Annotated in this window: 22 protein-coding genes; 16 read left to right on the forward strand and 6 right to left on the reverse strand. The window is 56.4% G+C overall.

Annotated features, from left to right (window positions below):
• Positions 1-39: 39 nt before the first annotated feature.
• Positions 40-1,176, reverse strand: coding sequence for a 23S rRNA (guanine(1835)-N(2))-methyltransferase RlmG (rlmG, locus tag ACW9E7_RS17485; protein WP_133295174.1), 1,137 nt, complete (start codon positions 1,174-1,176; stop codon positions 40-42).
• A gap of 208 nt (positions 1,177-1,384) precedes the next feature.
• Between rlmG and ACW9E7_RS17490 the strand changes: the two genes are divergently transcribed.
• The 4 genes from ACW9E7_RS17490 to sstT all read left to right on the forward strand — a co-directional run bounded on the left by ACW9E7_RS17490 (position 1,385) and on the right by sstT (position 5,637).
• The gene (locus ACW9E7_RS17490) at positions 1,385-1,888 is read left to right on the forward strand and encodes a YgjP-like metallopeptidase domain-containing protein (RefSeq protein ID WP_458728156.1); all 504 of its coding nucleotides are present in this window, start codon (positions 1,385-1,387) and stop codon (positions 1,886-1,888) included.
• Between the two features lie 70 nt (positions 1,889-1,958).
• On the forward strand, positions 1,959-2,957 hold the full coding sequence (locus ACW9E7_RS17495) for a Gfo/Idh/MocA family protein (RefSeq protein WP_458728157.1): 999 nt from the start codon (positions 1,959-1,961) through the stop codon (positions 2,955-2,957).
• A 251-nt stretch (positions 2,958-3,208) separates the two neighbouring features.
• The gene (locus ACW9E7_RS17500; RefSeq protein WP_023309283.1) at positions 3,209-4,177 is read left to right on the forward strand and encodes a TerC family protein; all 969 of its coding nucleotides are present in this window, start codon (positions 3,209-3,211) and stop codon (positions 4,175-4,177) included.
• Positions 4,178-4,395: 218 nt separating this feature from the next.
• Complete coding sequence (gene sstT, locus ACW9E7_RS17505; protein WP_115876320.1) at positions 4,396-5,637, forward strand: serine/threonine transporter SstT; 1,242 nt, start codon at positions 4,396-4,398, stop codon at positions 5,635-5,637.
• Between the two features lie 94 nt (positions 5,638-5,731).
• Here the strand turns inward: sstT and ACW9E7_RS17510 are convergent, their stop codons facing one another.
• Both ACW9E7_RS17510 and uxaC read right to left on the reverse strand, forming a co-directional pair.
• On the reverse strand, positions 5,732-7,219 hold the full coding sequence (locus ACW9E7_RS17510) for a UxaA family hydrolase (RefSeq protein WP_458728158.1): 1,488 nt from the start codon (positions 7,217-7,219) through the stop codon (positions 5,732-5,734).
• A 17-nt stretch (positions 7,220-7,236) separates the two neighbouring features.
• Entirely contained in the window at positions 7,237-8,649 is a 1,413-nt protein-coding gene (uxaC, locus tag ACW9E7_RS17515; RefSeq protein ID WP_458728159.1) for a glucuronate isomerase, read from the reverse strand.
• A gap of 475 nt (positions 8,650-9,124) precedes the next feature.
• Here uxaC and ACW9E7_RS17520 point away from each other — a divergent pair, with 475 nt between their 5' ends.
• From ACW9E7_RS17520 to ACW9E7_RS17570, 11 genes are all read left to right on the forward strand, one after another.
• Positions 9,125-10,423, forward strand: coding sequence for an MFS transporter (locus tag ACW9E7_RS17520; RefSeq protein WP_024906406.1), 1,299 nt, complete (start codon positions 9,125-9,127; stop codon positions 10,421-10,423).
• Positions 10,424-10,538: 115 nt separating this feature from the next.
• Positions 10,539-11,315 (forward strand): transcriptional regulator ExuR, encoded by a 777-nt coding sequence (exuR, locus tag ACW9E7_RS17525; protein WP_023615584.1) that lies wholly within the window; start codon positions 10,539-10,541, stop codon positions 11,313-11,315.
• 344 nt (positions 11,316-11,659) lie between these two features.
• The gene (gene yqjA / locus ACW9E7_RS17530; RefSeq protein ID WP_008503144.1) at positions 11,660-12,322 is read left to right on the forward strand and encodes a DedA family general envelope maintenance protein YqjA; all 663 of its coding nucleotides are present in this window, start codon (positions 11,660-11,662) and stop codon (positions 12,320-12,322) included.
• Positions 12,323-12,324: 2 nt separating this feature from the next.
• Positions 12,325-12,708 (forward strand): EnvZ/OmpR regulon moderator MzrA, encoded by a 384-nt coding sequence (gene mzrA / locus ACW9E7_RS17535; protein ID WP_458728160.1) that lies wholly within the window; start codon positions 12,325-12,327, stop codon positions 12,706-12,708.
• A 143-nt stretch (positions 12,709-12,851) separates the two neighbouring features.
• Positions 12,852-13,220, forward strand: coding sequence for a DUF1090 domain-containing protein (locus ACW9E7_RS17540; RefSeq protein WP_149367590.1), 369 nt, complete (start codon positions 12,852-12,854; stop codon positions 13,218-13,220).
• Positions 13,221-13,251: 31 nt separating this feature from the next.
• Positions 13,252-13,557, forward strand: a complete 306-nt coding sequence (locus ACW9E7_RS17545; protein WP_008503141.1) for a DUF883 family protein — start codon at positions 13,252-13,254, stop codon at positions 13,555-13,557.
• Between the two features lies 1 nt (position 13,558).
• Positions 13,559-13,957, forward strand: a complete 399-nt coding sequence (locus tag ACW9E7_RS17550) for a phage holin family protein (protein WP_014885329.1) — start codon at positions 13,559-13,561, stop codon at positions 13,955-13,957.
• The gene (locus ACW9E7_RS17555) at positions 13,954-14,250 is read left to right on the forward strand and encodes a YqjK-like family protein (protein WP_111964937.1); all 297 of its coding nucleotides are present in this window, start codon (positions 13,954-13,956) and stop codon (positions 14,248-14,250) included. The genes ACW9E7_RS17550 and ACW9E7_RS17555 overlap by 4 nt, the downstream gene beginning before the upstream one ends.
• Positions 14,251-14,457: 207 nt before the next feature.
• Positions 14,458-14,850 (forward strand): DoxX family protein, encoded by a 393-nt coding sequence (locus ACW9E7_RS17560; RefSeq protein ID WP_023309292.1) that lies wholly within the window; start codon positions 14,458-14,460, stop codon positions 14,848-14,850.
• Positions 14,851-14,921: 71 nt separating this feature from the next.
• On the forward strand, positions 14,922-15,908 hold the full coding sequence (locus tag ACW9E7_RS17565; RefSeq protein ID WP_136195046.1) for a glutathione S-transferase family protein: 987 nt from the start codon (positions 14,922-14,924) through the stop codon (positions 15,906-15,908).
• A 106-nt stretch (positions 15,909-16,014) separates the two neighbouring features.
• Positions 16,015-16,380 (forward strand): DUF805 domain-containing protein, encoded by a 366-nt coding sequence (locus ACW9E7_RS17570; RefSeq protein ID WP_023294635.1) that lies wholly within the window; start codon positions 16,015-16,017, stop codon positions 16,378-16,380.
• Positions 16,381-16,421: 41 nt separating this feature from the next.
• On the opposite strand, the gene yhaJ is transcribed toward ACW9E7_RS17570, so the two are convergent.
• Complete coding sequence (gene yhaJ, locus ACW9E7_RS17575) at positions 16,422-17,324, reverse strand: DNA-binding transcriptional regulator YhaJ (protein ID WP_008503135.1); 903 nt, start codon at positions 17,322-17,324, stop codon at positions 16,422-16,424.
• Between the two features lie 104 nt (positions 17,325-17,428).
• On the opposite strand from yhaJ, the gene ACW9E7_RS17580 reads away from it, so the two are divergent.
• Positions 17,429-18,130 (forward strand): pirin family protein, encoded by a 702-nt coding sequence (locus tag ACW9E7_RS17580; protein ID WP_115876325.1) that lies wholly within the window; start codon positions 17,429-17,431, stop codon positions 18,128-18,130.
• A gap of 89 nt (positions 18,131-18,219) precedes the next feature.
• On the opposite strand, the gene ACW9E7_RS17585 is transcribed toward ACW9E7_RS17580, so the two are convergent.
• Together ACW9E7_RS17585 and pflB are read right to left on the reverse strand one after the other, a co-directional pair.
• The gene (locus ACW9E7_RS17585; protein WP_115876326.1) at positions 18,220-18,630 is read right to left on the reverse strand and encodes a Spy/CpxP family protein refolding chaperone; all 411 of its coding nucleotides are present in this window, start codon (positions 18,628-18,630) and stop codon (positions 18,220-18,222) included.
• A 146-nt stretch (positions 18,631-18,776) separates the two neighbouring features.
• Complete coding sequence (gene pflB, locus ACW9E7_RS17590; RefSeq protein ID WP_458728161.1) at positions 18,777-21,071, reverse strand: formate C-acetyltransferase; 2,295 nt, start codon at positions 21,069-21,071, stop codon at positions 18,777-18,779.
• Between the last annotated feature and the right edge of the window lie 15 nt (positions 21,072-21,086).

Here is a 21,086-nt window from a genome sequence, read left to right on the forward strand (position 1 = left end):
TAGGCCTGTGCAAGCGAAGCGCCGCCAGGCAAAACAATCTTAACGACGACGTCCCAGCTTCACCGACTTCAGCACCACGAACTTATTGTTCGTCGCAATGGTGACGCAGTTGCCGAAAATCTTCTTCAGCTTGTGGAAGTAATCCAGGTGGCGGTTGGCCACGATGTACAGCTCGCCGTTAATCTTCAGGCAGCGGCGCGCGTGGTGGAACATCTCCCACGCGACGTTATCCGTCAGGGCGTGCTTCTGGTGGAACGGCGGGTTGCAGAACACGGCGTTAAAGCGGAACGGCTCTACGCCGGACAGCGCGTTGTTGATCATAAACTCGCAGCGGTCCAGCGCGTCCGGCATGTTGGTTTCCACGTTCAGACGGCTGGAGGCCACCGCCATCGGCGATTCGTCGCTGAACACCACGCTGGCGTCCGGGTTCTTCGCCAGCAGCGTCAGGCCAATCACGCCGTTGCCGCAGCCCAGGTCGACAATCTCTCCTTCCAGATTTTCCGGCAGATGTTCCATAAAGAAGCGCGCGCCGATATCCAGACCGGTGCGGGAGAAGACGTTCGCGTGGTTGTGGATGGTCCAGTCGGTCCCTTCCAGCTTCCAGCTCAGGGTCTCTGGCGCGTCGGCCAGCTCCGGCGCGCTGAAGGTGCAGTTGATCAGGCGCGCTTTTTTCCACGCCAGCGTGGTGGTGGTTGGGCCGAGGACCTTCTCGAACAGCTCCAGCGTCGAGGTGTGAATATCGCGCGCTTTGGCACCCGCGATGATACGGGTTTCTGGCGTCACGACCTTACGCAGCGCGCGAAGCTGTTGCTCCAGCAGCGCCATAGTTTTTGGCACTTTGATCAGCACCACGCCCGGCGCCTGCGGGTAGTCCGCGGTGCTGTCGAGGAACTTCACGCTGGACTCGTCGATGTCGTTATGGCGCAGGTTTTCACGCGTCGCCAGCTCGCTTAAGTAGGAATCGCCGATGCTGTACGGCGTGTGCTCCGCCAGGGCGCAGCCCAGCGCGCCGAAGGCGTCATTCAGGATCAAAACCGGGCCGCGGATTTCAGTCTCATCCAACTGTTGCAGCAGATATTCATCCGCCGCTTCCCACGCCTGAAGCGGGTTAACGTCGTCCGTTTCCGGGAAACGTTTAAGGTTGAGTGAACGGAAACCGTTGTCTAAGTGGCTCATCGGCCCTCCTGAATGGTAAAATTTGGCGTATCCCTGAAAAGGGTGCGTGAGTATATACCCAAAATCATTCAAGTTGTATCAAGGCGGCAAGTCTGAGAATCCCCAGGAGCTTACACAAGCAAGTGACTGGGGTGAGCAGACGCAGCCAACGCAGAGACAACGTGAAGGATGAAGGGTATACCCGTTTTCGCATTAATTTGGGCTCTTGATGAACCAACTTACTTATCTCCAGGGCTATCCGGAGCATTTACTGACTCAGGTTCGCAGCCTGATTGCCGAGCAGAAGCTCGGCGCGGTGCTGGAAAAACGCTACCCCGGCACGCACGATTTCGCGACCGATAAGGCCCTCTGGCAGTATACGCAGGATCTGAAAAACCGGTATCTGAAGAGCGCCCCGCCGATCAACAAGGTGATGTACGACAACAAGATCCACGTGCTGAAAAACGCGCTCGGCCTGCACACCGCCGTCTCCCGCGTGCAGGGGGGCAAGCTGAAGGCAAAGGCCGAAATCCGCGTCGCGACGGTTTTCCGCAACGCGCCGGAAGCGTTTCTGCGGATGATCGTCGTCCATGAGCTGGCACACCTGAAAGAGAAAGAGCACGACAAAGCGTTCTATTCCCTGTGCTGCCACATGGAGCCGCAGTACCACCAGCTGGAGTTTGATACCCGTCTGTGGCTTACGCATTTATCGTTAAATGGTAATGCGCAATAGCGCACGCGAATTGTCATGATGACGTGCTACAGTGGCTAAAGGTTCCCCGCTACGGAGTACGTAAACGTTTATGATACGTTTCGCAGTCATTGGAACGAACTGGATCACGCGCCAGTTCGTCGACGCCGCCCACGAAACCGGCAAACTGAAACTTACCGCAGTCTATTCCCGCAGCCTTGAACAGGCGCAGAGTTTTGCCAACGATTACCTCGTCGAGCATCTCTTCACCTCGCTTGATGAGATGGCGCAAAGCGATGCCATTGACGCGGTCTATATCGCCAGCCCGAACTCCCTGCACTTCCCGCAAACGAAGCTGTTCCTCAGCCATAAAAAGCATGTGATTTGCGAGAAGCCGCTGGCATCAAATATTGAGGAAGTGGAGGCGGCCATTGCGGTTGCCCGCGAAAACCAGGTGGTTCTTTTCGAAGCGTTCAAAACCGCCAGCCTGCCGAATTTCCTGCTGCTGCAGCAGTCCCTGCCGAAAATCGGCAAGGTGCGCAAAGCCTTTATTAACTACTGCCAGTACTCGTCGCGCTACCAGCGCTATCTGGACGGCGAGAACCCGAACACCTTTAACCCGGCGTTCTCGAACGGTTCGATAATGGATATCGGATTCTACTGCCTGGCCTCTGCCGTGGCCCTGTGGGGCGAACCGCACGGCGTCACGGCTACCGCCAGCCTGCTGGAGAGCGGCGTGGATGCGCACGGTGTCTCGGTGCTGGATTACGGGGATTTCAGCGTCACGCTGCAGCACTCCAAGGTGAGCGACTCTGTCCTGCCGAGCGAAATTCAAGGCGAAGCGGGCTCGCTGGTCATCGAGAAAATCTCCGAGTGCCAGAAGGTGAGCTTCGTGCCGCGCGGCGGCAAAGCCCAGGAGCTGACGCAGCCTCAGCATATTAACACTATGCTCTATGAGGCAGAGGTCTTCGCCCGTCTGGTGGAAGACAACGAAGTGAATCACCCAGGCCTTGCGGTGAGCCGCACCACGGCGAAGCTGCAAACGGAGATCCGCCGTCAGACCGGCGTGGTGTTCCCGGCAGACGGCGTAAGTGCGGAAGTTATCGCGTAAAGCTGTGTAATGAAACGGCGCAGACCATTGACGAAACCAATGGTCTGACATATTTTGTTACCTGCAAAGGGGAGTAACTTCTTCGTCGGTGGATCGTCATTACGATGCGGGCAATACCGCATCCGGTCGCCGGGCAACCCTCGTGGTTGTAAGTGAGACCTTGCCGGAAGGCGAGGTCTATGCATAAAAAGCTAACGGCTATCGTCTTCTGACCATGGCCGTTTTTGTTTTTTATGTGTAAGGAAAATAGTATGCATTCTGTCGGCACTCCAATGTTGTGGGGCGGATTCGCGGTTGTCGTGCTCATCATGCTGGCGATCGACCTCTTTTTGCAGGGACGTCGCGGCGCGCACGGCATGACCATGAAACAGGCCGCCGCCTGGTCGCTGGTGTGGGTCACCCTCTCTCTGCTCTTCTGCGCTGCCTTCTGGTGGTACCTGGCCTCGACTGAAGGCCGCGCGGTGGCTGACCCTCAGGCGCTCGCCTTCCTCACCGGCTATCTGATTGAAAAAGCCCTGGCGGTCGATAACGTCTTCGTCTGGCTGATGCTGTTCAGCTACTTCGCCGTGCCTGCTGCCCTGCAGCGTCGCGTGCTGGTGTACGGCGTGCTGGGCGCGATTATCCTGCGTACCATCATGATCTTCGCTGGCAGCTGGCTGATTACCCAGTTCGAATGGCTGCTGTACGTCTTCGGCGCGTTCCTGCTGTTCACCGGGGTCAAAATGGCGCTGGCGAAAGAGGACGGCTCTGCGATTGGCGATCGCCCGCTGGTGAAGTGGATCCGCGGCCATCTGCGCATGACCGACAAGATCGAGAGCGAGCACTTCTTCGTGCGCAAGAACGGCCTGCTGTTTGCCACCCCGCTGCTGCTGGTGCTGATTCTGGTTGAGCTGAGCGACGTGATTTTCGCCGTGGACAGCATTCCGGCGATCTTCGCGGTAACCACCGACCCGTTCATCGTCCTGACCTCTAACCTTTTCGCCATTCTCGGCCTGCGTGCCATGTATTTCCTGCTGGCAGGCGCGGCGGAGCGTTTCTCCATGCTGAAGTACGGCCTGTCGGTGATTCTGGTGTTTATCGGTATCAAAATGCTAATCGTCGATTTCTACCATATCCCGATCGCTATTTCGCTCGGCGTGGTATTTGGCATTCTGATCGTGACGCTGATTATCAATACCTGGGTTAACCGCCAGCACGATAAGAAGCAGCAGGTGGAGTAATCCCCTCACCCCGGCCCTCTCCCACAGGGAGAGGGTGAACACACTTTTGTAACGCAGTAGTTAAAAAATATGATGCAACACGTAAAATCCAGCATTTTACGCTTCCCTCCTTTGGCACATTCCCTATACTCGACCAGGCAAACATTTACTTACATCCGGACATAAATGTGACTAAGAGCACATCCGGGATGGAACGCAATTTCACTCAGGAAATATGTATGAGCATACAATCAAGCGGTCTGTTCGCGCGCCTGGCGCAGGGCAGCCTCGTTAAACAAATTCTGGTCGGGCTGGTGCTGGGTATTCTGCTGGCGATGGTGTCAAAACCTGCCGCGGAAGCCACGGGGCTGCTCGGGACGCTGTTCGTAGGTGCACTGAAAGCCGTCGCGCCGGTACTGGTTCTGATGCTGGTCATGGCGTCAATTGCCAACCACCAGCACGGACAAAAAACCAACATTCGCCCCATTCTGTTCCTTTATCTGCTGGGAACCTTCTCGGCTGCCTTAACGGCCGTGGTGTTTAGCTTCCTGTTCCCGTCCACGCTGCACCTGACCAGCGCGGCCGGTGATATCACGCCGCCGTCCGGCATTGTCGAAGTCCTGCGGGGCCTGCTGATGAGCATGGTCTCTAACCCCATCACCGCGCTGATGAGCGGAAACTACATTGGCATCCTGGTCTGGGCGATTGGTCTGGGCTTCGCGCTGCGCCACGGCAACGAGACCACGAAAAACCTGGTCAACGATTTGTCCAACGCCGTGACCTTTATGGTGAAGCTGGTGATTCGCTTTGCGCCAGTCGGTATTTTCGGGCTGGTCTCCTCCACGCTGGCAACTACCGGTTTTGACGCACTGTGGGGTTACGCGCAGCTGCTGGTTGTGCTGGTCGGCTGTATGCTGCTGGTGGCGCTGGTGATCAACCCGCTGCTGGTGTTCTGGCAGATCCGCCGCAACCCGTATCCGCTCGTGCTGACCTGCCTGCGCGAAAGCGGCGTAACCGCCTTCTTCACCCGCAGCTCGGCGGCGAACATTCCGGTTAACATGGCGCTGGCGGAGAAGCTGAACCTGGACCGCGACACCTATTCCGTTTCGATCCCGCTGGGTGCAACCGTGAATATGGCGGGTGCGGCAATCACCATTACTGTGCTGACCCTGGCGGCGGTGCATACGCTGGGCATTCCGGTGGATCTGCCAACCGCGCTGCTGTTGAGCGTCGTGGCGTCGCTGTGCGCCTGTGGCGCATCGGGCGTGGCGGGCGGTTCCCTGCTGCTGATCCCGCTGGCGTGTAATATGTTCGGTATCCCGAACGAAATCGCCATGCAGGTGGTAGCCGTCGGCTTTATCATCGGCGTGCTGCAGGACTCCTGCGAAACCGCGCTGAACTCCTCTACCGACGTGCTGTTTACCGCAGCGGCCTGTCAGGCGGAAGACGCGCGTTTAGCGAAGAACGCCCTGCGAGGTTAACAGCAAAACGGCAACCCTGAGGTTGCCGTTTTTAGTGTTTGTACCCTCTCCCTGTGGGAGAGGGTCAGGGTGAGGGCACCAGCCCGCTCCCTATTTAAAGCGTCACACCACTCTTAAAGATCGCCAGCTCGCGGAAGTCGTTCTTCTCGTTACAGGTTTGCTTGCCGTTGGCAAATTCCACAATCGCGTCCACGAATTCCGTCAGCAGCTGCGGCATCGCTTTGCCGTGAATCAGCTGGCCCGCATCAAAGTCGATCCAGTGTTTTTTCTTCGCCGCCAGCTCGCTGTTGGTGGCAATTTTCACCGTCGGCACAAAACCGCCGTACGGCGTGCCGCGACCGGTGCTGAACAGCACCATATGGCAGCCGGCGCCCGCCAGCGCGCTGGTGGCGACCGCATCGTTACCCGGTGCGCTCAGCAGGTTCAGACCGTGCGTTTTCAGGCGCTCGCCGTAGCGCAGAACGTCCACCACCTGGCTGGCGCCCGCTTTCTGGGTGCAGCCGAGAGATTTCTCTTCCAGCGTGGTGATCCCGCCCGCTTTGTTGCCCGGCGACGGGTTCTCGTAAATGGGCTGATTGTGGGCAATGAAGTACTGTTTGAAGTCGTTCACCATGGTGACGGTTTTCTCAAACGTCTCTTCGTCGCGGCAGTGGCTCATCAGAATACGTTCCGCGCCGAACATCTCCGGCACCTCGGTTAGCACCGTCGTGCCGCCGTTGGCAATGACATAATCCGAGAAGCGACCCAGCATCGGGTTGGCGGTGATGCCGGACAGGCCGTCAGACCCGCCGCACTCCAGACCAAACTTCAGCTCGCTCAGTTTGCCCGGCTCGCGCTTGTCGTGGCGCATCACGTCATACAGCTGATGAAGCTGCTCAACGCCCGCTTCCACTTCGTCGTCCTGATGCTGACACACCATAAAATGCACGCGCTCAGGATCGAACTCACCGAGCGTCTCGCGGAAGGCGTCCACCTGATTGTTCTCGCAGCCCAGGCCGATCACCAGCACCGCCCCCGCGTTCGGGTGGCGCACCATGTTTTGCAGCATGGTGCGGGTATTGATGTGGTCGTCTCCCAGCTGGGAGCAGCCGTAGGTGTGGCTGAACAGATGTACCCCGTCAGTGCCTTCGGCACTGTTGGTCTCTTTCAGAAAACGCGTCTGGATCTGCCGCGCGATGCCGTTGACGCAGCCGACGGTCGGGAGGATCCACAGCTCGTTGCGGATCCCCACCTCACCGTTAGCGCGACGGTAGATCTGTACTTCACGATCTGCCGCCTGACGCTCTTCCGCGGGTAAATCAGGTTGATAGCTGTACTCGTCCAGATCGCTCAGATTGGTGCGGGTATTGTGAGAATGAATATGTTCACCCGGCTCGATATCCGCTAACGCATGTCCAATCGGAAGACCGTACTTAATGATGTTGTCCCCTTTGGCGAGAGGCTTCACGGCAAACTTGTGTCCGCGAGCAATCGCCTGACGCAGGGTGACGCTCTGGTTATCAACGGTCACCACGTCGCCTTCATCGAGATCCGTCAGCGCGACGGCCACGTTATCCAGCGAATGGATTTTGATGTATTGCATATCAACCTCAAACGGCCCTAGTTCAGTTCAATGGCGAAGTAGTCACGCGCATTGTTAAAGCAGATGTTTTTCACCATTTCGCCCAGCAGCTGGATATCCGCTGGCGCTTCGCCTGCGTGCACCCAGCGGCCAATCATCTGGCACAGAATGCGGCGGAAATATTCATGACGGGTATAGGACAGGAAGCTGCGGCTGTCGGTCAGCATGCCGACAAAGCGGCTTAGCAGGCCAAGCTGCGCCAGCTGCGTCATCTGACGTTCCATACCGTCTTTCTGATCGTTGAACCACCAGCCGGAGCCGAACTGCATCTTGCCCGGCATCCCTTCGCCCTGGAAGTTGCCGACCATGGTACCCAGCACTTCGTTATCGCGCGGATTCAGGCAGTACAGGATGGTTTTAGGCAGCAGATTTTGTTCGTTCTGTTTGCTCAGAAGTTTGGACAGCTCTTCTGCCAGCGGACGGTCGTTGATGGAGTCGAAGCCTACATCCGCACCAAGCAGCTTAAACTGGCGCTGGTTGTTATTGCGCAGCGCACCGATATGGTACTGCTGTACCCAGCCGCGACGGGTATATTCCGCACCGAGGAACACCAGCACCGCCGTTTTAAACTGCGCCACTTCATGCTCGCGAAGCGATTCACCGGAGAGACGACGTGCCAGAATGCTGTCCAGCTCGGCCTCGTTTGATTCTGCAAACAGCACCACGTCCAGCGCGTGGTCAGAGACTTTACAGCCGTGCGCCGCGAAGTGATCCAGACGTTTGGTCAGCGCGGTTTGCAGGTCGGTGAAACGACGGATGTCGGTATCGGACACTTCCGCCAGCTTCGCCATGTAGTCGGCGAAGGTAGCCTGCTCAATGTTGAAGGCTTTGTCCGGGCGCCAGCTTGGCAGCACTTTGATATCAAAAGAGGTGTCTTTGGCGATAACCGCATGATGCTCCAGAGAGTCAATCGGATCGTCGGTGGTGCCCACCATCTTCACGTTCATCTGCTTCATGATGCCGCGCGCGGAGAAGTTATCCTGCGCCAGCAGGGCGTTGCAGCGCTCCCAGATTTCATCGGCGGTCGTTGGGGAGAGCAGTTTGCCGGTGATGCCAAACGGACGGCGAAGCTCAAGGTGCGTCCAGTGGTAAAGCGGGTTGCCGATGGTGTGCGGAACGGTCGCCGCCCAGGCGTCAAACTTCTCGCGGTCGGTCGCATCGCCGGTACACAGGCGCTCAGCCACGCCGTTGGTGCGCATGGCGCGCCATTTGTAGTGGTCACCCTTCAGCCAGATGTCATACAGGTTTTTGAAGCGATAATTTTCGGCAACCTGCTGCGGCGGTAAATGGCAGTGGTAGTCGAAAATCGGCTGGTCTTTTGCGTAGTCGTGGTACAGGCGGCGAGCAAATTCGGTATCTAACAGAAAATCGTCGGTCATAAACGGCGTCATTATCGTCTTCCTCATTACGGGAGCGCAGAAAGCGTATGTTCATATGCTGCAAAGTTATCACACCAATTTCCACCAGCCGACGTTTTTTTCGTGAGTGAGATCAATAAACGTCAACAAATAAATTACCCTCAATGGAGTAAACCCTTCTACAAGCCGCATCATTACTGGCTTTGCGCTCAGCAATTAATGCCCCCACAAAGAATCATACATTTGTGATGTCACTCACCTTTTAAAGTTGTATGACAAGTTATCTTTTCGCCGTCGCAAACTATAAGCCGACGGAATGCATTCCTGGTGTCAGATACACCAGATTTAACGGTACGGATACCGACTTATGCACGCTTACTTATGGCAAGGTTCGGGCCGTTCCGGGACATGCTCCCGGCTGCGCCCCTCCCGTTACACAACTGCTCCCGGAAACGGTCGAGAGGTTGCCGCGTTCTGGCGCGGAAATAACATAACGATGAGGTTTTAGATGCGTAAAATTAAAGGGTTACGTTGGTATATGATCGCACTGGTGACGTTAGGCACCGTGCTGGGCTACCTGACGCGTAACACCGTGGCAGCAGCAGCGCCAACGTTGATGGAAGAGCTGCATATCTCCACGCAGCAATACTCCTACATCATTGCCGCCTATTCCGCGGCTTATACCATCATGCAGCCTGTTGCTGGCTATGTGCTGGACATTCTCGGTACCAAAATCGGTTATGCCTTCTTCGCCATCGCCTGGGCGGTGTTCTGCGGAGCCACCGCGCTGGCGGGAAGCTGGGGCGGCCTGGCGCTGGCGCGCGGCGCGGTAGGTGCAGCTGAAGCCGCCATGATCCCCGCAGGGCTGAAAGCCAGCTCCGAGTGGTTCCCGGCAAAAGAGCGTTCCATTGCGGTCGGTTACTTCAACGTCGGCTCGTCCATCGGGGCGATGATTGCACCACCGCTGGTGGTGTGGGCTATCGTGATGCACAGCTGGCAGATGGCGTTCATCATCTCTGGCGTGCTGAGCTTTGCGTGGGCCATGGCGTGGCTGATTTTCTATAAACATCCGCGCGATCAGAAAAAACTGTCTGAAGAAGAACGCGAGTACATCATTGGTGGTCAGGAAGCGCAGCATCAGACCAACAACGGCAAAAAAATGACCGTCTGGCAGATCCTGGGCACCCGTCAGTTCTGGGGTATCGCCCTGCCGCGTTTCCTGGCCGAGCCGGCATGGGGTACCTTCAACGCGTGGATCCCCCTGTTCATGTTTAAAGTCTACGGCTTTAACCTGAAAGAGATCGCGATGTTCGCCTGGATGCCGATGCTGTTCGCTGACCTGGGCTGTATCGTGGGCGGATACCTGCCACCGCTGTTCCAGCGCTGGTTTGGGGTGAACCTGATTGTTTCCCGTAAAATGGTAGTGACCATGGGCGCACTGCTGATGATTGGCCCGGGCATGATCGGCCTGTTCACCAGCCCGTATGTGGCCATCGCCCTGCTGTGCATCGGCGGATTTGCTCACCAGTCCCTGTCCGGCGCGCTGATTACGCTCTCCTCTGACGTCTTTGGCCGTAACGAAGTGGCCACCGCCAACGGCCTGACAGGGATGGCCGCCTGGACCGCGAGTACGATGTTTGCGCTGGTGGTCGGCGCACTGGCGGATACCATCGGCTTCAGCCCGCTGTTCGCCGTGCTGGCTATTTTCGACCTGCTGGGCGCTGTGGTGATCTGGACGGTGCTGAAAAGCAAGTCGGCAGAGGAGCTGGCAAAAGAGTCCCTTGGGAAACCGGCTACGCAAAGTTAGCGAAAATGTGTTTCCCCTAAGCCGCCTCCAGGCGGCTTTTTTAATGGCAAAATCTGGAGAGTGGCACGCAAAAGTGGTATAACAAATCATCTGCCGTACCCTGCCTGGAGCGCATATGGAAATCACCGAACCACGTCGTTTATATCAACAACTTGCTGCCGAGCTGAAAGATCGCATCGAGCAAGGAGTCTATCTTGTCGGTGATAAACTTCCCGCCGAGCGCTTCATTGCGGATGAAAAAAGCGTCAGCCGCACCGTGGTGCGCGAAGCCATCATCATGCTGGAAGTGGAAGGCTACGTTGAGGTACGCAAAGGCTCCGGCATTCACGTGATTTCTAATCTGCCGAAACACTCTCCCGTCGCGGACGAAAGTCTGGAATTCGCCAGCTACGGTCCGTTTGAGCTGCTCCAGGCTCGCCAACTGATCGAAAGCAATATTGCTGAGTTTGCGGCGACGCAGGTGACCAAGCAGGACATCATGAAGCTGATGGAAATCCAGGAGAATGCCCGTAAGGAAAAATGTTTCCGCGATTCAGAGTGGGATCTGCAGTTTCACGTCCAGGTCGCCCTGGCAACCCAAAATACGGCGCTGGCGGCAATCGTTGAGAAAATGTGGACTCAGCGCGTTCATAACCCGTACTGGAAGAAACTGCACGACCATATCGATTCCCGTACCGTCGACAACTGGTGTGACGATCACGATCAAATCCTTAAGGCGCTGATTCGTAAAGATCCCCATGCCGCTAAGCTGGCGATGTGGCAGCATCTGGAAAACACCAAGCAGATGCTGTTCAATGAAACCAGCGACGACTTCGAATTTAACGCTGACCGCTATCTTTTCGCCGATAATCCCGTTGTTCATCTCGATACGGCCCCCAGTGCCGCAAAATAGATGACCTTCCCGCTGGCAGGCGCCTCGCTGCGCCTTCTGGCTTCAGTGGGTAAGCAAAACATATATAGTGTCAGCCTTTGTAAATCCCCTCGCTCACTTCCTGGGCTTACGCCAAAATCAACTCACGCCTGCAAATTCTGTGACGCAGAACGTTGGGCTTTGTTACAATTGGATTCACTTCGTTATTTTGTAAGTTAGTGCTTGCTAACCAGCCAATTAACAGGGAAACGTGTTGGCCACACCGCAATGTGTCCGCGAGCGACCATAATGAAATCACAACAATGTCGCCGTGCTGTTTGCCCCGGATAACAGGCGTGACGTTAACCGATTTCCAGGAACACTGAATGGAACTTTTGACCCAACTACTGCATGCCCTTTGGGCGCAGGATTTTGAAACGCTGGCCAACCCTTCCATGATTGGCATGCTCTATTTCGTCTTGTTTATGATCCTGTTCCTTGAGAACGGTTTGCTGCCTGCTGCCTTCCTGCCTGGTGACAGTTTGCTGGTGCTCGTCGGCGTGCTGTGTGCCAAAGGGGCGATGGCGTTTCCGCAAACTATTTTATTACTGACCGTCGCGGCCAGCCTCGGCTGCTGGGTGAGCTACATCCAGGGGAGATGGCTGGGCAATACCCGGATCGTCCAGAACTGGCTCTCGCACCTGCCTGCACATTATCATCAGCGGGCGCACCACCTTTTCCATAAGCACGGGCTTTCCGCACTGCTGATTGGCCGCTTTATCGCGTTTGTACGTACGCTGTTGCCGACCATTGCCGGTCTGTCGGGGCTGAGCAGCGCCCGCTTCCAGTTCTTTAACTGGATGAGCGGTCTGTTATGGGTGCTTATTCTGACAACGCTCGGCTATGCGTTGGGTAAAACGCCGGTGTTTATGAAATATGAAGACCAGCTGATGTCCTGCCTGATGCTGCTGCCTGTGGTTCTGCTGGTCTTCGGCCTGATCGGCTCTCTGGTCGTGCTGTGGAAAAAGAAATACGGAGCCAGAGGCTAACGATGGCTATCTCACCGCTTGCCCTGCGCCGTTTTGCCTGTGCCGTGATTACACTGGTGGTGCTCTGCGCCATGCTGCTGGCATGGAGCGCGCTTTCGCACCAGGAATCCACGCTTGCCATTCGCCCGGTGAACCAGGGTGCCAGCGTGCCTGACGGTTTTTCTGTCTGGCATCATCTGGATGCGAACGGGATCCGCTTTAAAAGCATCACTCCACAGGACGACGTTTTACTGATCAAGTTTGATTCCCGTGCGCAAAGTGCCGCCGCGAAAGTGGTTCTCGACCGTACGCTGCCGTACGGGTATATCATTGCCCAGCAGGAAGATGAGAGCCAGCCTGCAGCCTGGCTCTCGTTGATTCGCGATACGTCGCATCGGTTTGGATAACTTCCAGGATTCCGAATCTTTTCACTCACTTTGGTGAATCCCCCGTTTACTTACTATGCTTAAGTACGCGGAGCACCCCTCGACTGTACTCCGCATAACTTTGGATAGCGGCTTACGCCGCAACACAATGGAAGGTTTCGATAATGAAATTCCGCATGACTCTGGCTCTGGCCCTTTTTTCTTTAAGCACAGCATCCTTCGCAAACTCTCTTTGTCAGGAGAAAGAACAGGATATTCAGCGTGAGATCGGTTATGCCGAAAAGCATAACAATCAGCACCGTGTTGACGGTCTTAAAAAAGCGCTGAGCGAAGTGAAAGCGAACTGTTCAGACAGCAAGCTTCGTGCCGACCACAAGAAGAAAATCGCTGAACAGAAGGACGAGATAGCCGAGCGCCGTCGCGACCTGCAGGAAGCGAAAGAGAAAGGAGATGCGGATAAAATTGCTAAGCGCGAGAAGAAGTTGAAAGAAGCGCAGGACGACCTGAAAGCGCTGGAAGCTCGCGATTATTGAGTTAACGGAAATCTCAACAGGAGAAAGAATCATGTCAAAAGATACGACGTCTGAACATCTGCGCGCTGAACTGAAATCCCTGGCCGATACCCTTGAAGAGGTGCTGAACTCCTCTGCTGACAAGTCAAAAGAAGAGGTCAGCAAGCTGCGCAGCAAGGCGGAGCAGGCCCTGAAAGAGAGCCGCTACCGCCTGGGTGAAACCGGTGATGCACTGGCGAAACAGACCCGCGAAGCGGCTGCCCGCGCGGACGAATACGTTCGTGATAATCCATGGACGGGTGTAGGAATTGGTGCCGCAGTGGGTGTGGTACTGGGTGTCCTTCTGACGCGTCGTTGATATGGAAGATCCTCGTCACGCACAAGGGCCTGCTAACAACGTCCTCGGCATCGGCCAGCGTATTTTAACAACGCTTGTCGGGATTGCCGAAACGCGCGTCCGGCTGGCAGTGGTTGAGCTGGAGGAGGAGAAAGCCAACCTCTTCCAGATGCTGCTGATGCTCGGACTGACCATGCTCTTCGCCGCGTTTGGTCTGATGAGCCTGATGGTGTTAATCATCTGGGCCATTGACCCGCAGTATCGTCTTAACGCCATGATTGCCACCACCGTCGTTCTGCTGGTAGCAGCGTTGATTGGCGGTATCTGGACGCTGCGTAAAGCGCGGAAGTCCACGTTCCTGCGCCATACGCGTCAGGAGCTGGCTAACGACCGCGCCCTGCTGGAGGATGACAAGCCGTGAGTGGTAAAGCCGAACGTCAAAAGCGAAAAGCGTACCTGCTAAGCCAGATCCAGCAGCAACGGCTGGATCTGTCGGCCAGCCGTCGCGACTGGATTGACGCGACGCGACGGTTTGACCGAGGCTGGAACACCTTCCTGAGCCTGCGTTCATGGGCGCTGGTCGGCAGCAGCGTGATGGCTATCTGGACGGTTCGTCATCCAAATATGCTCATCCGCTGGGCGCGCCGTGGGTTTGGTGCCTGGAGCGCCTGGCGTCTGGTGAAAGCAACGTTGCGGCAGCAGCAATTACGCTAGCCTTATCGCCGGGTGGCGTAGCCGCCACCCGGCAAAATCCTCCCCCTCCCTTACTCAATATCTTTGAAGAAGATTGACAGTTTTCCTTGCTAACAATTGCCACCCGCCCCGTTTATTATCCTCTCCATCGACAGCAACGACGCGGTATCTACCCGGAATTGCAGACAAATAACGTTCAGCCGCTGATGTGGTTTCCTGGAGAGTAAAATGAAAAAATTAGAAGATGTTGGTGTACTGGTAGCGCGTATTCTGATGCCAATTCTGTTCATCGTGGCAGGTTGGGGAAAAATCACCGGTTATGCGGGTACCCAGCAGTATATGGAAGCCATGGGCGTTCCGGGATTCCTGTTGCCACTGACCATTCTTCTTGAGTTCGGCGGCGGCCTGGCAGTCCTGTTCGGCTTCCTGACCCGCACTACCGCGCTGTTTACCGCAGGCTTCACCGTGCTGACGGCTTTCATCTTCCACAGCAACTTTGCGGAAGGCGTGAACTCTCTGATGTTCATGAAAAACCTGACCATCGCGGGTGGCTTCCTGCTGCTGGCCGTCACTGGCCCGGGCGCATACAGCATCGACCGCGTTCTGAATAAGAAATGGTAAGCACGCTATACTGAATGAACTCAAAGCGAGGAGACATCTCCTCGCTTTTGCTATCTGACGGAGGAGAAAAAATGGGACAACTCGTAGACGGCGTATGGCAGGATGTCTGGTATGACACCAAATCCACCGGAGGTCGCTTCAAGCGCTCAGTTTCGGCCTTCCGTAACTGGCTGACCGCCGACGGTGCCCCCGGCCCGAGCGGCGAAGGCGGCTTCGCGGCTGAGAAAGACCGTTATCATCTTTATGTTTCCCTTGCCTGCCCGTGGGCGCACCGCACGCTAATTGTGCGCAAGCTCAAAGGTCTCGAATCCTTAATTCCGGTTTCGGTGGTCAACCCACTGATGCTGGAAAACGGCTGGACGTTCGACAGTGATTTCCCTGCGGCAACCGGCGACGAACTGTATCACCACGATTTCCTGTACCAGCTCTATCTGCACGCCGATCCGCACTACACCGGGCGCGTGACCGTGCCTGTGCTGTGGGACAAGAAAAACCAGACGATTGTCAGCAATGAGTCTGCGGAAATCATCCGCATGTTCAATACCGCATTTGATGCGCACGGCGCTCGTGCCGGAGATTATTACCCGGTTGAATTGCGCGATAAGATTGACGAGCTGAACGGCTGGATTTACGACAACGTCAACAACGGTGTCTACAAGGCCGGTTTCGCCACCAGCCAGGAAGCGTATGACGAAGCGGTCGGGAAGGTGTTTGAATCACTGGAACGCCTGGAACAGATCCTGGGCCAGCATCGCTACCTGACGGGCGATCGCCTGACGGAAGCGGACATTCGCCTGTGGACCACGCTGGTTCGCTTTGATCCGGTCTATGTCACCCACTTTAAGTGCGATAAACACCGCATCAGCGACTACCTGAACCTGTATGGTTTCCTGCGCGACATCTACCAGATGCCGGGTATCGCCGAGACGGTCGACTTCGACCATATTCGCACCCACTATTTCCGCAGCCACAAGACCATCAACCCGACGGGTATTATCTCCATCGGCCCGTGGCAGAACCTGGATGAACCGCACGGGCGCGACGTCCGATTTGGATAAATATTAAGGGCATCAATAGATGCCCTTTTTTAATTCACAATCTCCATCTATCCTTACTTTGATTGCTTAGAAAACAAGTGATTGACCGATTATTGAGGCAAGGAAAATGGACTGGTATCTGAAAGTACTGCGCAACTACATTGGATTTGGTGGCCGCGCCCGCCGCAAAGAGTACTGGATGTTCGTTCTGGTGAACTTCATCCTCATCATGGTGCTGGGTATTGTGGATAAAATTCTTGGCTGGGAGCGGGCTGGCGGTGAAGGCGTGCTGACCACCATTTATGGCCTGTTAGTCCTGCTGCCATCGTGGGCGGTACTGTTCCGTCGGCTGCACGATACCGATCGTTCGGCGTGGTGGTTATTGCTGCTGTTAATCCCGATCGTGGGCTGGATCGTGATTTTGATTTTCAACTGTCAAAGCGGGACGCCGGGCGAAAACCGCTTTGGTCCCGATCCTAAGATCGGCGCGTAAATTACTGCCCGGTGGCGCTTACGTTTACCGGGCCTGTACGCTTATTTGTTGTGGTGCGCAAAGAGCTTTGGAATTTCTCGCAGGCACCACGATTTGGCTTCGCCCATGCTGTCGCGACGCCACGCCATAATGATATCCACTTCGCTGGTGTACTCCGGGCTCACAACCCGCAGTCGTCCTTCCGCAATATCTTTTTCCACAAACGGGTACGGCATCGTCGCCACGCCCAGACCGGCCAGCAGCGCCTGCCGTTTGTCCTCCAGCGAGGTCACCGTCAGACGAGGCTGTTTATCCAGCAGCTGCACCGTCAGCACCGGACGCTCGCGCGCGGTATCCGCTACCGCTACGCCGCGATACTTCACTCGTGTGACTTCAGAGAGCGGCTCGGGCTCCTGATGAATCGGATGGTTGGGGGCGGCAACATAAACGTTCATCACACTGTAGAGCTTGCGCGAGTTGATTTCTGAAGATGAGCGGAAGTGCATGTCCGGCGCAATAACGATATCTGCCCTGCCCGTCTCCAGACGTTCCCACGCCCCTGCCAGCACCTCGGTGATGATGGACAGCTGCGTATTGGCCTTCGCCGCCAGGCGGTCCACCAGCGGGAACAGCGCTTCGGTCGGCACCAGCGCTTCGGTCACGAGCGTGAGATGGGTTTCCCAGCCGCGCGCCAGCGCTTCGGCGTCTGTCGTCAGCTTGTCCGCCGCTTCCAGCAGTACGCGGCCGCGCTCCAGCAGCATTCGGCCCACGTTGGTGAATTTTGTTCGATGACCGGAGCGGTCAAAAAGCACCACGTCCAGCTCTTCTTCCAGCTTCTGCATGGTGTAGCTCAGCGCAGACGGAACGCGCCCCAGTTCATCGGCCGCCGCCGCAAAACTGCCGCGCCGGTCAATCGCGTCCATGACGCGAAGCGCCTCAAGCGTCAATGCTCTTTCTTTAGCCATCTCGTTCTCATTCAGGAAATTTGAACATACCGGGCAGAATATCTGGCTAACAATGAAGCGTCCATACCTTTACCATTGTTTTAGTGTAAAGAGAGGTCAAGTTTATGATTACGACAAGAACAGCTAAACAGTGCGGACAAGCCGATTTCGGTTGGCTGCAGGCTCGCTACACCTTTTCCTTTGGACACTACTTTGACCCTAAACTCCTCGGTTACGCTTCACTGCGCGTGCTGAACCAGGAAGTGCTCGCCCCGGGCGCCTCCTTCCAGCCGCGTACGTACCCGAAAGTCGATATCCTGAACCTGATCCTGGAAGGCGAGGCAGAATACCGCGATAGCGAGGGCAATCATGTCCAGGCAAAGGCTGGCGAAGCGTTGTTAATTTCCACGCAGCCGGGCATCAGCTACAGCGAACATAACCTCAGCAAAGACAAAACGCTGACCCGCATGCAGCTGTGGCTCGACGCCTGCCCTGAGCGGGAAAATCCGCTGGTCCAGAAGTTAGATTTAACGGGCGATAAGCAGCAGCTGATTGCATCGCCGGACGGCAGTACAGGTAGCCTGCAGCTGCGCCAGCAGGTGTGGCTGCATCATATCGAACTGAAGAAAGGTGAACAGGCGAGCTTCCAGCTTCACGGTCCGCGCGCCTATCTGCAGTCTATTCACGGTACGGTGCATGCGGTGACGCACACGGAAGAGAAAGAAGCCCTCACCTGCGGAGACGGGGCGTTTATTCGTGATGAAGCGAATATCACGCTGGTGGCAGATACGCCGCTGCGCGCGCTGCTGATTGATTTGCCGGTTTAGAGAATGCCCTCACGTTAACCCTCTCCCAACGGGAGAGGGAACCGCTCGAGCCTCGGCAGAATTATCCGGCGCCGTACGCAACGACGAAATCACTCTGCCAGCGCGTTGGCCATATCAGTTCTAATCTGTTTACGCTGTTCCGGCGTTAATACCTGGCTGACGTCGAAGTAATATTTCACGCGGTAATAACGGGTCTGCTCTTCAATTTTGCTAAAGGCGGCAAGCTGGCTTTTGACCGTGCTTTCGTCCCATTTACCCGCCTGGAACATGTCGACCAGCGCGCCGTCCTTCACGCCCGTCATCGGGATCTTGCTGACATTTTGTTCCAGCTGCTTATGCAGATCTTCAATCTTCTTAACCTGCTCATTGCTGAGCTTCAGGTGCTGTACCAGCGGATCCTGCGATGGAGACGGAGCAGCCTCAACGTTCGCGGCCTGTGCCGTAAAACTGCACACTGCCAGCGAGGCGGCGACCAGCGCAATACGGGTCATTTTCATCATCTTACTGTCCTTACATGCTGTGATAGGAAAAGCGGGCATTGTTTTTCAAGAGCGGATGAATATGTGTGAGTAATTATATAAACAATTTTGTATGTTTCGCGGGCAAAAACATGCCCCCTGGGTTGAGGGGGCATGAGCACTTAGATTTAGATTGACTGGGTAAACGTTCGAGAAATCACGTCCTGCTGCTGTTCCCGCGTCAGCGCATTAAACCGCACCGCATAGCCCGAAACGCGGATGGTCAGGTTCGGGTAATTCTCCGGATGCGCAATGGCATCCAGCAGCATCTCCCGGTTCATCACGTTAACGTTCAGGTGCTGCCCGCCCTCAATAGATGCTTCGTGATGGAAGTACCCGTCCAGCAGCCCCACCAGGTTGGTTTTGCGCACCAGCTCGTCCTTGCCCAGCGCCTGCGGCACGATAGAGAAGGTGTAGGAGATCCCGTCTTTGGCATAGGTGAACGGCAGCTTGGCGACCGACGTTAACGAGGCCACCGCCCCTTTCCTGTCGCGCCCGTGCATCGGGTTTGCGCCTGGCGCAAACGGCGTGCCGCCGCGGCGTCCGTCCGGCGTGTTCCCGGTCTTCTGGCCGTAAACCACGTTAGAAGTGATGGTCAGGATCGACTGGGTCGGCACCGCGTTGCGGTAGGTTGGCAGCGCCTGAATTTTCTTCATAAAGCGCTCCACCAGGTCGCAGGCAATGCTGTCCACACGGTCGTCGTTGTTGCCGTACTGCGGATAGTCCCCTTCAATCACGAAATCGACCGCCAGGCCGGTATGGTCGCGCACCGGCTTCACCGAAGCGTATTTAATCGCCGACAGGGAATCCGCCGCCACCGACAGCCCGGCAATGCCGCAGGCCATGGTGCGATAGACATCCCGGTCGTGCAGCGCCATCAGCGAGGCTTCGTAGCTGTACTTATCATGCATGTAGTGAATGAGATTCAGGGCGCTGATGTACTGCACCGCCAGCCAGTCCATAAAGTGATCGAGACTCGCCATCACGGTGTCGTAATCCAGCACGTCGTCCAGCAGCGGCTCGGTTTTTGGCCCGACCTGGATCTTCAGCTTTTCGTCCACCCCACCGTTGATTGCGTACAGCAGCGTTTTGGCAAGGTTGGCGCGCGCGCCAAAGAACTGCATCTGCTTGCCGATCACCATCGGGCTGACGCAGCAGGCAATGGCATAATCGTCGCTGTTGAAGTCCGCACGCATCAGATCGTCGTTCTCATACTGCAGAGAAGAGGTGACGATCGATACCTGCGCGGCGTATTTCTTGAATGCGATCGGCAGCTGTTCTGACCAGAGGATCGTCAGGTTCGGCTCCGGCGCGGGTCCCATGGTGTGCAGGGTATGCAGATAGCGGAAGCTGTTTTTGGTCACCAGCGTGCGTCCGTCCAGCCCCATGCCGCCGATCACTTCCGTCGCCCAGATCGGATCGCCGGAGAAGAGCGTGTCGAACTCCGGCGTGCGCAGGAAGCGCACCATGCGGATCTTCATGATGAAGTGGTCGATCAGCTCCTGCGCCTGCACCTCGCTCAGCCGCCCCGCCTGCATGTCGCGTTCGATGTAGATATCGAGGAACGAGGCCGTGCGCCCCAGCGACATCGCCCCGCCGTTCTGGGATTTCACCGCTGCCAGGTAGGCAAAATAGACCCACTGCACCGCTTCCTGAGCGCCCATAGCCGGACGAGAGATATCAAACCCGTAGTTCGCCGCCATCTGCTGGATCTGCAGCAGCGCGCGCTTGTGTTCCGCCAGCTCTTCGCGCAGGCGGATCGTTGCCTCCAGATCTTCGCCGCGCTCCAGCCTGCCTTGCAGATCGGCAAACTGAAGTTCACGTTCGCGTACCAGATAGCTGATGCCGTAGAGCGCCACGCGGCGGTAATCGCCGATGATGCGTCCGCGCCCGTAGCCGTCCGGCAAACCGGTCAGCACGCCGGATTTGCGGCAGCGCATCATCTCCGGGGAGTAGACGTCAAACACACCCTGGTTATGGGTTTTGCGCAGGTCGGTAAACAGGTATTCGAACTGCGGATCCATCTCCCGGCCATAGGCTTCGAACGAGCTGCGGATCATGTTGATCCCGCCGTACGGATGCAGGGCGCGCTTGAGCGGCTTTTCGGTTTGCAGGCCGACGATCGTCTCCAGATCCTGGTCGATGTAGCCAGGCCCGTGGGCCGTAATGGTGGTGGCAATGTTGGTGTCGAAATCTACCGGGGCGTGGGTGGCATTCTCCTGGCGAATGCCGACCATTACCTTCTGCCACAGCGCCGTCGTTGCAGGCGTCGCCTGCGCGAGGAAAGCTTCATCGCCTTCATAAGGGGTGTAGTTATGCTGAATAAAATCGCGGACGTTGACGGCGTTTTTCCATTCTTCACCGCGAAACCCGGCCCATGCGTCGCTGTAGGGTGCGACGCCCGTATCGATTGTTACATTCATGTGATTCTCGCTTTA

It is taken from the genome of Enterobacter sp. H2G27, from assembly GCF_054403075.1.

Bases quoted from the DNA above. Each gene is read 5' to 3' on its own strand.
- rlmG (WP_133295174.1), bottom strand. From the start codon at position 1,176: ATGAGCCACTTAGACAACGGTTTCCGTTCACTCAACCTTAAACGTTTC.
- ACW9E7_RS17490 (WP_458728156.1), top strand. From the start codon at position 1,385: ATGAACCAACTTACTTATCTCCAGGGCTATCCGGAGCATTTACTGACT.
- ACW9E7_RS17495 (WP_458728157.1), top strand. From the start codon at position 1,959: ATGATACGTTTCGCAGTCATTGGAACGAACTGGATCACGCGCCAGTTC.
- ACW9E7_RS17500 (WP_023309283.1), top strand. From the start codon at position 3,209: ATGCATTCTGTCGGCACTCCAATGTTGTGGGGCGGATTCGCGGTTGTC.
- sstT (WP_115876320.1), top strand. From the start codon at position 4,396: ATGAGCATACAATCAAGCGGTCTGTTCGCGCGCCTGGCGCAGGGCAGC.
- ACW9E7_RS17510 (WP_458728158.1), bottom strand. From the start codon at position 7,219: ATGCAATACATCAAAATCCATTCGCTGGATAACGTGGCCGTCGCGCTG.
- uxaC (WP_458728159.1), bottom strand. From the start codon at position 8,649: ATGACGCCGTTTATGACCGACGATTTTCTGTTAGATACCGAATTTGCT.
- ACW9E7_RS17520 (WP_024906406.1), top strand. From the start codon at position 9,125: ATGCGTAAAATTAAAGGGTTACGTTGGTATATGATCGCACTGGTGACG.
- exuR (WP_023615584.1), top strand. From the start codon at position 10,539: ATGGAAATCACCGAACCACGTCGTTTATATCAACAACTTGCTGCCGAG.
- yqjA (WP_008503144.1), top strand. From the start codon at position 11,660: ATGGAACTTTTGACCCAACTACTGCATGCCCTTTGGGCGCAGGATTTT.
- mzrA (WP_458728160.1), top strand. From the start codon at position 12,325: ATGGCTATCTCACCGCTTGCCCTGCGCCGTTTTGCCTGTGCCGTGATT.
- ACW9E7_RS17540 (WP_149367590.1), top strand. From the start codon at position 12,852: ATGAAATTCCGCATGACTCTGGCTCTGGCCCTTTTTTCTTTAAGCACA.
- ACW9E7_RS17545 (WP_008503141.1), top strand. From the start codon at position 13,252: ATGTCAAAAGATACGACGTCTGAACATCTGCGCGCTGAACTGAAATCC.
- ACW9E7_RS17550 (WP_014885329.1), top strand. From the start codon at position 13,559: ATGGAAGATCCTCGTCACGCACAAGGGCCTGCTAACAACGTCCTCGGC.
- ACW9E7_RS17560 (WP_023309292.1), top strand. From the start codon at position 14,458: ATGAAAAAATTAGAAGATGTTGGTGTACTGGTAGCGCGTATTCTGATG.
- ACW9E7_RS17565 (WP_136195046.1), top strand. From the start codon at position 14,922: ATGGGACAACTCGTAGACGGCGTATGGCAGGATGTCTGGTATGACACC.
- ACW9E7_RS17570 (WP_023294635.1), top strand. From the start codon at position 16,015: ATGGACTGGTATCTGAAAGTACTGCGCAACTACATTGGATTTGGTGGC.
- yhaJ (WP_008503135.1), bottom strand. From the start codon at position 17,324: ATGGCTAAAGAAAGAGCATTGACGCTTGAGGCGCTTCGCGTCATGGAC.
- ACW9E7_RS17580 (WP_115876325.1), top strand. From the start codon at position 17,429: ATGATTACGACAAGAACAGCTAAACAGTGCGGACAAGCCGATTTCGGT.
- ACW9E7_RS17585 (WP_115876326.1), bottom strand. From the start codon at position 18,630: ATGATGAAAATGACCCGTATTGCGCTGGTCGCCGCCTCGCTGGCAGTG.
- pflB (WP_458728161.1), bottom strand. From the start codon at position 21,071: ATGAATGTAACAATCGATACGGGCGTCGCACCCTACAGCGACGCATGG.